At 53.0% G+C, this 13,646-nt stretch carries 10 protein-coding genes; 7 read left to right on the top strand and 3 right to left on the bottom strand.

All coding sequences use genetic code 11. The features are described from left to right. Positions 1–46: 46 nt before the first annotated feature. A complete protein-coding gene (locus H8L32_RS14055) occupies positions 47–1,762 on the bottom strand; it encodes an alkaline phosphatase D family protein (protein WP_186947860.1) in 1,716 nt (571 codons plus the stop codon). Positions 1,763–1,974: 212 nt separating this feature from the next. On the opposite strand from H8L32_RS14055, the gene H8L32_RS14060 reads away from it, so the two are divergent. Together H8L32_RS14060 and H8L32_RS14065 are read left to right on the top strand one after the other, a co-directional pair. Further along, a complete protein-coding gene (locus tag H8L32_RS14060) occupies positions 1,975–2,586 on the top strand; it encodes a glutathione S-transferase family protein (protein ID WP_186947861.1) in 612 nt (203 codons plus the stop codon). Between the two features lie 277 nt (positions 2,587–2,863). Continuing rightward, positions 2,864–4,207: a reverse transcriptase family protein gene (locus H8L32_RS14065; protein WP_186947862.1), complete on the top strand. Its 1,344-nt coding sequence runs from the start codon at positions 2,864–2,866 to the stop codon at positions 4,205–4,207. Here H8L32_RS14065 and H8L32_RS14070 read toward each other — a convergent pair. Next, the gene (locus H8L32_RS14070) at positions 4,204–4,575 is read right to left on the bottom strand and encodes a DUF423 domain-containing protein (protein ID WP_186947863.1); all 372 of its coding nucleotides are present in this window, start codon (positions 4,573–4,575) and stop codon (positions 4,204–4,206) included. The genes H8L32_RS14065 and H8L32_RS14070 overlap by 4 nt on opposite strands. A gap of 160 nt (positions 4,576–4,735) precedes the next feature. On the opposite strand from H8L32_RS14070, the gene H8L32_RS14075 reads away from it, so the two are divergent. Both H8L32_RS14075 and H8L32_RS14080 read left to right on the top strand, forming a co-directional pair. Beyond that, positions 4,736–5,194, top strand: coding sequence for a MarR family winged helix-turn-helix transcriptional regulator (locus tag H8L32_RS14075; RefSeq protein ID WP_186947864.1), 459 nt, complete (start codon positions 4,736–4,738; stop codon positions 5,192–5,194). After that, complete coding sequence (locus H8L32_RS14080) at positions 5,191–5,685, top strand: SRPBCC family protein (protein ID WP_186947865.1); 495 nt, start codon at positions 5,191–5,193, stop codon at positions 5,683–5,685. The genes H8L32_RS14075 and H8L32_RS14080 overlap by 4 nt, the downstream gene beginning before the upstream one ends. Positions 5,686–5,757: 72 nt before the next feature. Here H8L32_RS14080 and H8L32_RS14085 read toward each other — a convergent pair whose 3' ends face one another. Next, entirely contained in the window at positions 5,758–9,351 is a 3,594-nt protein-coding gene (locus tag H8L32_RS14085) for an indolepyruvate ferredoxin oxidoreductase family protein (protein WP_186947866.1), read from the bottom strand. Between the two features lie 324 nt (positions 9,352–9,675). Between H8L32_RS14085 and H8L32_RS14090 the strand changes: the two genes are divergently transcribed. From H8L32_RS14090 to H8L32_RS14100, 3 genes are all read left to right on the top strand, one after another. Beyond that, positions 9,676–12,003 (top strand): methyl-accepting chemotaxis protein, encoded by a 2,328-nt coding sequence (locus tag H8L32_RS14090; protein ID WP_186947867.1) that lies wholly within the window; start codon positions 9,676–9,678, stop codon positions 12,001–12,003. A gap of 96 nt (positions 12,004–12,099) precedes the next feature. Further along, on the top strand, positions 12,100–12,963 hold the full coding sequence (gene dapF / locus H8L32_RS14095) for a diaminopimelate epimerase (protein ID WP_186947868.1): 864 nt from the start codon (positions 12,100–12,102) through the stop codon (positions 12,961–12,963). Then, positions 12,960–13,619, top strand: a complete 660-nt coding sequence (locus H8L32_RS14100) for a DUF484 family protein (RefSeq protein WP_186947869.1) — start codon at positions 12,960–12,962, stop codon at positions 13,617–13,619. Before dapF ends, H8L32_RS14100 begins: the two co-directional genes overlap by 4 nt. Positions 13,620–13,646: the final 27 nt, after the last annotated feature.

A 13,646-nucleotide genomic window follows, 5' to 3' on the forward strand; every position in this document is an offset into this window, starting at 1 on the left:
ATCATGCCGAAGCCAGCACACTGCCGGCTTCGGTTGTTACCAGGTATTAGCCTGCATACGTGAAGGTATCCACGCTGGTGGTATAGCTGGAGCTGGTGACGGTACTGACATACACATATTCACCCTTGGCCTGGGTAGGTGTCACCGTGATCAGCATATAGCCGCGACGGTAAGTATCGATATAGGTAATATCATCGACCAGTGCCTTGATGGTGCCGGCCAGCGTTGCCGGCGCCACTACTGAAGGAGGAAATACGCCTTCAAAACCGGAAGAAGTGACCGACATGCCAGCAAATTCTGCCCCTACCTGCGTACCATCCGTCAAAGTCAGTTTGTTGAACCAGGCATTGTGGCTGTCACCTGACAAAACCAGGAATTTTTTGCCTGCCGTTTTCAGTTTCGCGGCGGAGTTAAAGACCGTATCACGGGCATTCGGATAACCTTCCCAGTTATCGAAGTTGTAGGAAATCTTGGGATTCTTCAAGGGATCCAGCAAATCTTTTTGCGCCTGTGTCTGTGCCGCTGCCGGCGTTGCCTTGGCAGTCAGGTAGGCAGTCACTGAGTCTGCGCTCAGATTGGCAACCAGTGTTGATGCCGGCAATTGCACGCGGCCCATGACAGTCTGGTTACCCAGTATCTGCCAGGTCGCCTTGGATGCTGTCATCTGTGTATCCAGCCAGGCCTGCTGTGTTGTCCCCAGCAATTGCTTGTTCTTGTTGAAGGCATATGGCAGGAACTTGGGATCAGCAACGTCACGGCCTTGCGCATCCAGCATGCGGTCCGGGGCCTGCTCACGACCAATGATACGGGTGTCGAGCATGTGCAGCGACAGCAGATTACCGAAATCAAACGAACGGTAGATCTTCAGCAAATTGCTGGTGTCCGGTGAACGTATCGGCATCCATTCATGATAGACCTGGCTGGCCGCTGCCTTGCGTGCTGCCCAGGTGCCCTGCGTGGCAGGATTATGATTTTCTGCGCTGTCCATCCAGGCATTGTTGGCAAATTCATGATCATCCCAGATGGTGATCATGGGCATGCGTGCATGCAGTGCTTTCAGGTAAGGATCAGCCTTGTGCAGGGCATGGCGTGCGCGGTAATCAGCGACGGTGACAATCTCGCTCGCGGGTGCAGAAATGCGGCCTGCCACTTGTGAAGCAACAGGTGGATAGACGCCATCCTTGTATTCATAAATATAGTCACCCAGATGCAGGGCAAACTGGGCACCGGAAGAGACTGCACTGTCATAGGCATTGAAATAACCGGCAGGATAATCACTGCAGGAAAACACCGCCAGCTTGACCTGATCCACATTGCCAACTGGCAGGGTACGGGTACGACCGACAGGTGACACGCTATTATTCGGTGCAATGAAGCGATAGAAATATTCAGTATTGGCAGCCAGGCCTGTGGCATCCACCTTGGCGGTAAAACCGCTGGCAGCAGTTGTGGTCACCTTGCCGGAGGACAGTACGTTAGCAAAACTGGCATCAGCCGCCATTTGCCAGGTCAGGTCCACGCTGGCATCGGTCGATATCTTGGCATGTGTCCACAGGATGACACGATCAGACAAGGGGTCACCACTGGCGACACCATAATTGAAGGCTGCCATTTCCCCATTCAGGATGGTGGAGGAACCGCCGCAAGCGGTCAGAACACCGCCAGATGCCATGACAGCAGCGACTGAAGACATTTTGATGACAAAGCCGCGTCTCGTAATATTTTCTGGTGCTTGTGAACTTTTTTTCTGATCGTTTTGCATTTGGCTACTCCCCTGGAAAATGAGAGATAGTAGGACTGCCTTATGTCAGGGATGTGACGTTGACAACGATTCTTTAAGGAAAGTCTAGAGCGAGGGCTCTAGAACTCATTTCATCAATAGGGGTGAGTTCTAGTTAATAAACAAGTGCCGACGCAGGCTTTACAAAAACTGGGCATAATGAGTTTTTCATTTCCCAAGACAGCGAGCCTCCCATGATAGAAGTCCATCACTTAAAAGAATCACGCTCACGTCGTATCACCTGGTTGCTGGAAGAGCTGGGGCTGGATTACACCGTCATCTCGTATGATCGCGATCCCAAGACCCGTCTGGCACCGCCAGAACTGCAAAAAATCCACCCGCTGGGCAAAGCCCCTGTTATACGCGATAAAGGCCAAACTCTGATTGAATCTGGCGCCATCATCGACTACCTGATCCGCAACTATGGCAATGGTCGCCTGGCACCGGCTGTAGACACGCCTGATTACAACCGTTATGTGCAGTTCCTGCACTATGCCGAAGGTTCAGCCATGTTGCCGTTGCTGCTGAAGCTGTATGTAGGACGCCTGGGTGAAGCCGGTGCACCGCTGCACCCGCGTATCAGCAGCGAAGTAGCAAATCACTTCAGTTATCTGAATCTGGAACTGGAAGGCCGGGATTACTTCGTTGGCGACAGCCTGACAGGTGCAGACATACAACTGTCTTTCGCCATACAGTCAGCCGTGCGCGGCGCTGGCCGTGAAGCCTTCCCTAACCTGACGCGCTTTGTCGATATGGTAGCGGCACGCCCTGCATATCAAAAAGCGGTAGAAAAATATAGTGAGTGATGTATTGAAACTGCGGTCCTGAGACTGCGGTCCTAAGACTGTATTCTTGAGATTGCAGCCCAAAGATTGACAGCCCGGGCTGCATACTCTATCTTCGCACTGCGGCGGATCCTGCAAGCTGGCGCTCAAACGCAAGTCCATAGCGCCTCTGCGGGGTTACCCCGCGGGATACATTTACCTGGCATTTCATCGCGTGAGCCGTTCTGCATTTCATGCAGGACAGTTCACACTTCACGAGACTGGTTGCAGGCTCTCCGCCGCCCGCTACATTACATTCATGGATAAACCCCGTCAGGTCGCCTTAGCCATCGCCGACGCTCTACTGGCGGGTGAATTCAGCCATGTCGCCCTGATGAAAAACACGACCTGGGTATTGGGTAAGAAATGGCCGTGGATACCGTCGCTGTGCCAAAAAATTGAACAGTATGCAGGCCCGCATTTTTATCATTACAGTCGCCATGAAATAGCCGCATTGATACTGGATGACCATGGCTACTACGATGCCTGGCGTGGTAAAGACAAACCCCAAATCAAGCAGTATTGCCTGCAACCAGCCATCAGACCTGAAAAACCTGCATGGCTGCAAGACTTGGCTTTACCTGACTTCAGCAACCAGGCTGATTTGGCAAAACACCTGAACCTGACCGTCAGTGAACTGGCCTGGTTTGCCGATCAGTGGCGGCCGGATGCACAGACATCGCCGCAACTGGGACACTACCATTACCGCTGGCTGGAAAAAGCATCTGGCGGCTGGCGTTTGCTGGAAATACCCAAATCACGCCTGCGCAATATACAAAGAAAAATCCTACAGCAAATATTAAACAGGCTACCGCCGCATGCTGCTGCGCAAGCGTTTCAACAAGGCCGCTCCAGCATTAGCCATGCTGCCCTGCATACCGGCCAGCGTGTAGTCGTGCGACTCGATTTAAAGGATTTCTTCACGAGCATCCCTGGCTCACGCCTGCATGCCCTGTTTGCCAAATTGGGCTACCCGGACAAAGTAGCCGGCACACTGGCTCGGCTGTGCAGTAACCGCACGCCCACCAGTATCGTCAGAGATAAGGCCGGTGGGCCACTGACATCCGTCAGTTCTTCGCATTTATTACGCAGCCCGCACCTGCCGCAAGGTGCACCTACCTCGCCTGCACTGGCCAATTTGTGTGCTTATCGCCTCGATATACGTCTGCAAACCCTGGCTGAGAGTATCCAGGCCTGCTATAGCCGTTATGCAGATGACCTGACATTTTCTGGCGATGAAGCATTTGAGCAAAGTCTGACACGCTTCATCCCGCAAGTCGCAGCCATCGTACTGGAAGAAGGTTTTGTACTGAATTACAAAAAGACCCGCATCATGCGTGCAGCGACAAGGCAGCAGGTCACAGGCATCGTCGTGAATCGCCACTGCAATATCAAGCGTAGCGATTACGATACTCTCAAAGCGACTCTGACGAACTGCCTGCGCAGTAATCCGGCATCACAAAACCGCGCAGGGCACGCAGATTTTCGCACCCATCTTGCAGGCAAACTCGCCTATATGCGCATGATCAATCCGGCACGCACGGCAAAATTGCAAACCCTGTTCAACCAGATCAACTGGTCAGACTCAACTACGATGGTTTAACGGCGAATTGCTGCCCAGGCCAGCATCGCCCATCCTGCCAGAAATGCCACCCCGCCTATAGGTGTAATCGCCCCCAGCACACGTATGCCAGTCAGCGCCAGCGCATACAGGCTGCCGCTGAAAATGATTACCCCTGCCAGCATGGCCCAGGCGGCCTTGCGCAACAAGGCAGTATCCTGTTGCTGCAACAGGATACCCAGCGCCAGCATCCCCAGTCCATGCACCATCTGGTAGGTCACTGCGGTTTGCCAGATCGCCAGCATGTCGGCATCCAGTATCTGTTTCAGGCCATGCGCACCAAAGGCACCGGCAGCTACGCCTGTAAACATGAGAATGGCGGCAGTAGCAATGAAGAAACGTGCTTGCATGATGTGTGTCCAGGGATTTCGGTAAAACACAATTGTAAGGCAAGATGAAATATGCTGATGTCGGAGCACTCACTTAGGCACAATTTACGCATCATCTACTCACTAAATGGTTCGTTTTGACGAACCTGTATTTTGTTAACTAGACTGGGACTTGTTGACCATGGACAAAACCGAATTCATTTATCGCATGCAGTCAGCCTACCCGCGCATCTACCATGCCTGCCATGCTGATCACCAGCCGGCTGCGGCCAGTGGTATCGCTATATCACAGCGTGATGCAACGATACTGGCGCATTTGAGTTCGGCAGATGCCATGACCCAGTCACAACTGGCCAGGCATCTGGGCATCACCAAGTCAACCATGTCGGAAGCGATCAAGTATCTGGCAAGTCTGAGTTTGCTGGAAATGCAAATCGCAACTGACAAACGTGCCCATCTGTTGCGTCTGACAGACAAGGGAAAAGCAATGATGGGGAAAAGTTCAGTGCTGGAAACAGACAAGCTGGCAGCCGTATTGGCTGAAATGACTGCAACAGAAATGGAACAGGCAATCGCCGGGCTGGAATTACTGGCGCAAGCCTGTTTCAGGTTAACGATGAAAAGAGAGGATACAGAATGAAATTTGCATTGATCGCCGGCGGTGTGATTTTACTGCTCGGCCTGATAGTCTTCACCATGGGCATGCTGGCACCCAAAGACCACAAGCTGAGCCTGAGTCAGGACTACCCGGTCCCGGTCACTACCGTATATCAACTGGTGCGCGACTATGAGGCTTATCCAAGCTGGCGCACCGGCATCAAATCCATGCAAAAAGAGGGTGGCCTACGCTATATAGAAGAATCAGGTCACGGCAAAATACCTTACCGCATCATTGAAGATAAAGCCGGTCAGTTGATCATCTCAAAAATAGATGACCCCGGCCTGCCGTTTTCTGGCACCTGGACTTTTGAATTCAGCGATAAGAATGGCCATAGCCAGTTGCGCATCACAGAAGCAGGCAGCGTACCCAACCCGCTGATGCGTTTTTTTGCCACCTATGTGTTTTCACATGAGAAAACCATGCGGACTTATTTGGACGATGTAGAAAGAAAATTCAAACAGAAAACCTGATCTTTGCTAAAAATAAGACGGGTCGCCATTGGCGACCCGTCTTATTTTCATGCAAATTTAAGTCAGCCTACATCAGGCAGCTTTTTGCGCAGAACGTGCCGTATTGAATTCAGCAATCAGCGTTGCTTCCTTGGCTTTTGCCGCCTTGAAATGCCTTTCCTTGACATGGCCGTAACCGCGTATGTCTTCAGGGATGCTGGCAATCGCCACCGCCTTGGACAAATTATCTGCATTCAGCAAAGGCAGTAATTTGTTCAGGGTTTGTTTGTAGTCCACTGGCAAGGCACGTTCCATCTTGCGTTCTTCGGTATAGCCGAAGATATCAAAGGTGCCGCCACGCAGGGATTTGAACTTGGCCAGTACGCCAAAAGCTTTCATCATCCATGGGCCAAACTGTTGCTTGATCAGATGCCCCTTGTCATCCCGCTTGGCCAGCAATGGCGGCGCGAGGTGAAAGTTGATGGCGTAGTCGCCTTCAAACATGTCAGCAATTTTCTTTTGGAATTTGCCGTCTGTGTACAAGCGCGCGACCTCGTATTCATCTTTGTAGGCCATCAGCTTGAACAGGTATTTCGCTACCGCTTCTGTCAGGCGCAGGGGCTTGTTGCCATCGACCAGTTTGCTTTCTGCGGCCTTGACCTCGGCAACAAACTCACTGTACTGGCCAGCATAGGCGGCATCCTGATAATCGGTAAGGAAGGCCACGCGCTTGTTGATGGTGTCATCCAGCGTTGGAGCGCGTTTCAGTTCTATGACCTGAGCTGGTGCTACCAGGCGCTGTATTGCTGCCAGATCATGCGCAGCCAGACGGCCCCAGTTGAATGCCTGCTTGTTGAAGTCGATCGATACGCCATTGAGTTCAATGGCGCGCATCAGAGCGACTTCTTCCAGCGGTACCCAGCCTTTTTGCCAGGAATAACCAAGGATGAACATATTCGTCGCAATATTGTCACCCATCAGCGCAGTGGCAATGGAAGCTGCATCGATCAGATCAACGCGGTCAGCACCGCAAGCCTTGCGGATATCGTTTTCTGCCGATTCACCAGGGAATTGCCAGTTCGGGTTCTTGATGAAAGTCGAAGTCGGCGTGCCATTGGCATTGATGGCGGCATGGGTGCGGCCTTCGCCCATGCGTGACAAGGCATCCTTGCCCGCAGTCACGATCAGATCACAGCCTATGACCAGATCGGCCATGCCGGTACCCACCCGTGTCGATTGTATGTCGTCGGCATGGTCAGCCAGGCGTACATGCGACATCACCGCGCCACCCTTTTGCGCCAGACCTGTCATGTCCAGCACCGAACAGGCTTTACCCTGCAAATGCGCAGCCATCGCCATGATCTGGCCGATAGTGATGACACCTGTACCACCGACACCGGTGACCAGTACACCGAAAGGTGTCTTGGTATCCGGCAGGGCGGGGTAAGGCAAGGCATTCACATCCAGCGCATTGCCTGGTTCTATCTTGGTTTTCTTCGGTTTTTTCAGCTTGCCGCCTTCTACCGTGACAAAGCTGGGGCAGAAACCGGTGACGCAAGAAAAATCCTTGTTGCAGGACGACTGGTTGATCTGACGCTTGCGACCGAATTCGGTTTCCAGCGGTTCTACCGACAGGCAGTTCGATTGCACCGAGCAATCACCACAGCCTTCACAGACGGCTTCATTGATGACTGCGCGTTTGGCAGGGTCAGGGAAGCCGGGTTTGCCATCCTTGTCGATTTTTTTCCTGCGGCGGCGTTTTTCCGAAGCACAGGTCTGGTCATAAATCATGGCAGACACGCCCTTGGCCACCCGCAATTCACGCTGCACGGCATCAAGCTCGCTACGGTGACGCACAGTCACACCTGGTGCCCACGGATAACCTGCACCATATTTTTCTGGCTCGTCAGTGACCACGATAATCGGGCCCACGCCTTCAGCAGCGATCTGGCGCGAAATCATGCCTGGGTCCAGCGGGCCATCAAATTCCTGACCACCTGTCATCGCAACAGCGTCATTGAACAAAATTTTATAAGTGATATTCACTTCACCGGACACCGCAGCACGGATAGCCAGCAAGCCGGAATGGTAATAGGTACCGTCACCCAGATTACAGAACACATGGTTTTCGGTAGTGAACGGTGCCTGACCTACCCAGGTCACACCTTCTGCACCCATGTGGGTGAAGGTGGACGTTTCGCGATCCATCCAGGTGACCATGTAATGGCAACCGATACCGGCCAGGGCGCGGCTGCCTTCCGGTACTTTGGTCGATGTATTGTGTGGACAACCGGAACAAAAATGCGGTACGCGATCCTTGTTCGGATCAGGCTTGGACACCACATTCAACATGGCTTCCTTGGCTTCCAGATACGCCACGCGCTCTTTCACGCGCTGCTCGACCGGATGTCCGGCAAAATAACGGCTGATGCGCGATGCAATCGCACGGGCAATTTGCGCCGGGTTCAGTTCGTACGTCGCTGGCAGCAACCATTCGCCGTGGCCGGAGCCATGCAGGTTACTCCATTCGCCACTGTCATCAAACTTGCCAACCACGCGGGGACGGACTTTGTCTTCCCAGTTATACAGTTCTTCTTTCAGTGCATATTCGAGGATCTGGCGTTTTTCTTCCACCACCAAAATTTCTTCCAGGCCGGTGGCAAATTCACGCACACCTTCAGATTCCAGCGGCCAGGTCAGACCTATCTTGTACAGGCGTATGCCTATGTCTTTGGCGACTTGCTCGTCGATGCCAAGGTCAGCCAGCGCCTGACGGGTATCAAGGTAAGATTTACCGGCAGTGATGATACCGATCTTGGCAACCGGGCTGTCCCAGATGATTTTATTGAGTTTATTGGCACGCACATAAGCCAGCGCCGCATACCATTTGTAGTTATTCATGCGGGTTTCTTGCGCCAGCACCGGGTCAGGTGTGCGGATATTCACGCCATCGGCAGGCAAGACAAAATCTTCAGGAATAACCGGTTTGACGCGATCCGGATCAATATCAACGACGGCGCCGGATTCCACGATGTCAGTCACGCATTTCATCGACACCCACAAACCGGTATACCGTGACATGGCGATGCCATGCAGTCCGTAGTCGAGATACTCTTGCACGGTGGCCGGATACAGGACAGGAATGCCACAGGCTTTCAGGATATGTTCACTCTGATGCGCAGCCGTGGATGATTTTGCTGCATGGTCATCACCGGCAACCACCAGTACACCGCCATGTCTGGAGGTACCAGCCAGGTTGGCATGTTTGAACACGTCGCCACAACGATCCACACCGGGGCCCTTGCCGTACCACATGGCAAATACGCCGTCATATTTTGCACCCGGAAACATGTTAACCTGTTGCGTGCCCCATACCGTGGTGGCAGCCAGATCTTCATTCACACCCGGATGAAACTTCACATGATGCCTGGCCAGGTGTTTTTTAGCCTTGGCAGCAGTCAGATCAACATTACCCAATGGTGAACCGCGATAACCGCTAATATAACCGGCAGTATTCAGGCCTGCTTTTTCGTCGGCCTGACGCTGCAACATCATCAGGCGTATCAGGGCCTGGGTGCCGGTCATGAAAGCGCGGCCGCGCTCCAGTGTGAATTTATCGTCTAGGGAAATATGGTTATCGATCAGTGCATGCTGCTCGGCTTGCTCTGCTTTCAGGGGTGCATTCATGGGGTCTCCGTGCTTTTTATCGTTTGGGCAATGGTGTGCGCAACAAAACAGAATCACCTTGTGAGTGAATCATATACTTTTTAGTAAGCTAAAGCGTATTGCCATATCTTACGCCCTGGCACATTAACATGCTGTATTGGCCGTCCCAATGGACAGTGCCACACAAAAAGACCAGTACAGTATGACTGACACTTTGGCAAAGTGTACTGGAATCAAAACAATGATTGCTTTCGGGCTAAATTGTTTTTTTATTTATTTACGCTCGTACCCAAGGCAAGAATCTGGGAAAATACTTTTGACAGCCTTTCAATCGCAAGGAAAACCATGTCTCAACCCAAGGCAACACTGCTCGGCAAGTTCATGAAACCTGGCTTATTCCTGATGAGCAAGCTGAGTTTGCGCGTCAAGCTGCTGGGTATATTTGCGACCTTGCTGATACCCCTGGTGTTGCTTACTGGCACAGTCATACGTCAGGTTGCTAATGATTCTGACAACTCCCGACTGGAACTGAAGGGCGTCGAAGCAACACAATTGATTATGAAAATCGTGATCCAGACGCAAAAACATCGTGGTCAGATGAATCTCAAGCTGTCTGGCCAAAATCTGGACGATGACCTGGCCAAAACCCGCAAAGAGCTGAAAGACAATCTCGACCAGCTGGATGCCTTCTTACCCGGCATACCACTGCCAGACCTGGCAAGCGGCTGGAAAGCCACTGCCAATGAATTGCAGCAACTGGCAGCAGGGCAAACTGCCGCTGCCGTCAAAGAAAACACCGTGCAACACAGCCGCCTGATCAGGCAAAGCCTGTCGTTTTCTGCCCTGGTGAATGAAAAAACCGGGCTGTTAACCGATCCCGAAAATGCCAGCTTCCTGCTGATGGACGTGTCCATACGAAAAATGCCGGTCTGGATGGAAAACCTGGCACTGTTGCGCGGCGTGGGTTCTGCCTATATCAAAGCCGGCAGCATGGAAGCGCCCGAAAAAGCGGGCATGGTTTCACGCACGGATGCCTTGCAGACTGCCATCAATGCTGTCACGGACATGGATGATGCGCTGAAACGCGCCGGTGAAAACATCACTGCTCCAGAGAAGGACGCACTTGATGCCAGCCTGTCCTTTACCACCCTGGCCCAGAAAAACCTGCTGGGAGAAAGCGTCAGCGGTGACGCCAGTGAATTTTTCACCCAGGGTACGCTGGCCATAGAAAAAGCCATCACATTGCAAAAATACATGCATGGTAGACTGAATGCCTTGTTGCAAGAACGCGTCAACCGCCTCGACACTTACCGCCAGGTGATATTGACTGTACTGACCATCATTGTGTTGCTGAGCTGCTATCTGGCACTGGGCTTTTATCGCGGCTTCATGTTTGCACTGAACGAAGTTGGCCGCTCTGCCCATTCGGTTGCTGCTGGCGACCTGACCAATCATATCCACATCACCGGTCGTGATGAACTGGCACGCACTGGTAATCTGCTGGAAAGCATGAATGAAAACCTGTCGCGCCTGGTTGCCAATGTACGCAGCAATGCCAGCATGGTGGCGCAACTGGGGCAAGGCCTGGCGCTGGGTATCAGTGAATTGAACGTACGCACCGAACAGCAGGCATCCAGCCTGGAAGAAACCTCGGCCAGCGTCGATGATCTGGCAGATACCGTCAAAAAGAATGCCGATAGTGCACGTGCTGTCGATAACCTGGCCGCGAATTTACGACTGATCGCCGAATCCACCGGGGATGACATGCGGGCCGCCGTCGATTCCATGAACGGCATCCATCAAAGTGCACGCAAGGTGCAGGAAATTGTCAGCCTGATCGATGGCATCTCCTTCCAGACCGATATCCTTGCGCTGAACGCAGCGGTAGAAGCGTCGCGCGCCGGTGAACACGGACGCGGTTTCGCCGTCGTCGCCACCGAAGTACGCAGTCTGGCACAACGCAGTGCCGACTCTGCCCGTCAGATACGACGCCTGATTGATGATTCAGTCAATCGGGTTGATGATGGCGTCAGGCAAATCAACAACGTCAACCAGACCCTGAGTGAAATCGTCGAAGGCATACGCGGCCTGGCTGGCAACATCAATTCCATCTCTACCGCTTCGAGCGAACAAAGCAATGGCTTGTCGCAGATATCTGAAGCCCTGCGCCACCTGGACAGCATCACGCAAAGCAATGCGCAGATGGCAGACCACGCCAAGCATTCTTCTCTGAGTCTGGAAGAACGGGCGCGGGCGCTGACCAAGTCGGTATCCACCTTCAAGTTACTACAAGGCACGGCAGATGAAGCCTTTGCCCTGGTCAAGAAAGCAGCCACCCTGTATGACGCCCATGGACAGCGCGCCCTGCCCATGATCACGGCAAATGCAGACAAGCTGTACGCAGATCGCGACATGTATGTGTTTGCCTTTGACCGCAAGGGCCAATACCTGGCATTTGCCGGCAATGCCGCCAAACTGAAAGTCAATCTCTTCCATGTTGACGGCCTGGACGGCAAAAAACTGGTCGGCGATGCGTTCAAGGTAGGGGCAACCGGCGGCTGGATCGATTACACCATCGTCAATCCGACATCGAAGAAGGTGGAATCCAAAACCTCGTACATAGAAATCGTGGCCGACAATCTGGTCCTGGGCTGCGGAGTGTATAAAGTTTAGGGCGATCCAGAGTAGCTTACAAACCTGAAAAGCACCAATCTGTCAGGCTTTCAGCATAATCTCGTGGTAATTGCCGCGCCGCGATATAATCATGATATGAAACTCAAATTCACCAAGATGCATGGTGCGGGCAATGATTTCGTCGTCATTGATGCCATCAGCCAGCAAATCAATTTTACTTCAGCCCAATGGCGGCTGATTGCTGACCGTCGCTTTGGCATAGGAGCCGACCAGATACTGGTGGTTGAACGGTCAACCAGGCCAGATGTGGATTTTCGTTATGTCATATACAATAATGATGGTGGCGAAGTAGAGCAATGCGGTAATGGCTCACGCGCCTTTGTCCAGTTTGTCCTTGAAAAAGGCCTGACCACCAAATCCAGCATACGTGTGGAAACCATGTCCGGCATCATAGAACCGCGCATGGAAGAAGACGGCAGCATCACCGTCAACATGGGCGCACCGATACTGGAAGCTGCACAGGTCCCCTTCCAGGCCGATGAACTGACACCCATGCACCAGGCTGATGACAGCTTATGGCCGCTGGAAATCAACGGCAAGACCGTCTGGATTTCTGCCGTATCCATGGGTAATCCACATGCGGTACAGGTCGTGGCTTCGGTAGACGATTTTCCGATACCCGTCGACGGCCCGCTGATAGAAAATCACCCGCGCTTCCCGCGCAGGGTGAATGCAGGCTTCATGCAGGTAATGGCACGCAAACATATACGCCTGCGCGTGCATGAACGCGGTGCCGGTGAAACCCTGGCCTGTGGCACTGGCGCCTGCGCAGCAGTCGTCACCGGCATACGTCGCGGCTTGCTAGATAGCCCGGTCCGTGTCAGCATGCGTGGCGGTGAACTGTCTATTGCCTGGGAAGGTGAAGGCAAGCCAGTATTCCTCAGCGGTCCCGCAGTGACCGTCTTCGAAGGCGAAATCAATCTCACAGAAACAGCATGAATTCCAACGACATCGCCACCTATCTGATACAGCATCCGCATTTTTTTGAAGAACATGCAGAATTGCTGGGCACCATCAAACTCACCAGCCCGGTCATGGGGCGTGCCATCTCGCTGCAGGAACGCCAGATGGAAGTGGTGCGCGAAAAATACCGTGGTCTGGAATTGCGCATGGCAGATTTGCTGCGTATCGCTGAAGAAAATCATGACATCAGCCAAAAATTTCAGAGCTGGACACGGGCATTGCTGCTGGCACGCAATGATGTCGACCTGCCCCACGTCCTGACGCAAGGCTTGCAGGATATTTTCAATCTGCCACACGCCACCCTGCGTCTGTGGAATGTCGGCGCCGACTATGCACATACCTGGTTTGCCAGTACCACCAGTGACGATGCCCGTCTGTTCGCCAAAGGCCTGACCACACCTTACTGTGGCAAGAATCACGATTTTGAAGCGGCTGGCTGGATCGATGCCGACCAGCCCGTGCAGTCGCTGGCCATGTTGCCACTGCGCCTGACAGCCACGTCACCGACCTTTGGCTTGCTGGTGCTGGGTTCACCCGACCCGGCACGTTATACCAAGGACATGGCAACCGATTTCCTGATCAAGATTGCTGACACCAGTAGTGCAGCCCTGAGCTGCCTGGTGGATCTGTAATTAACCGTCAGACAGAGCCATTGCCCG

The organism is Undibacterium hunanense, assembly GCF_014284335.1.
Classification (GTDB): Bacteria; Pseudomonadota; Gammaproteobacteria; order Burkholderiales; family Burkholderiaceae_D; genus Undibacterium; species Undibacterium hunanense.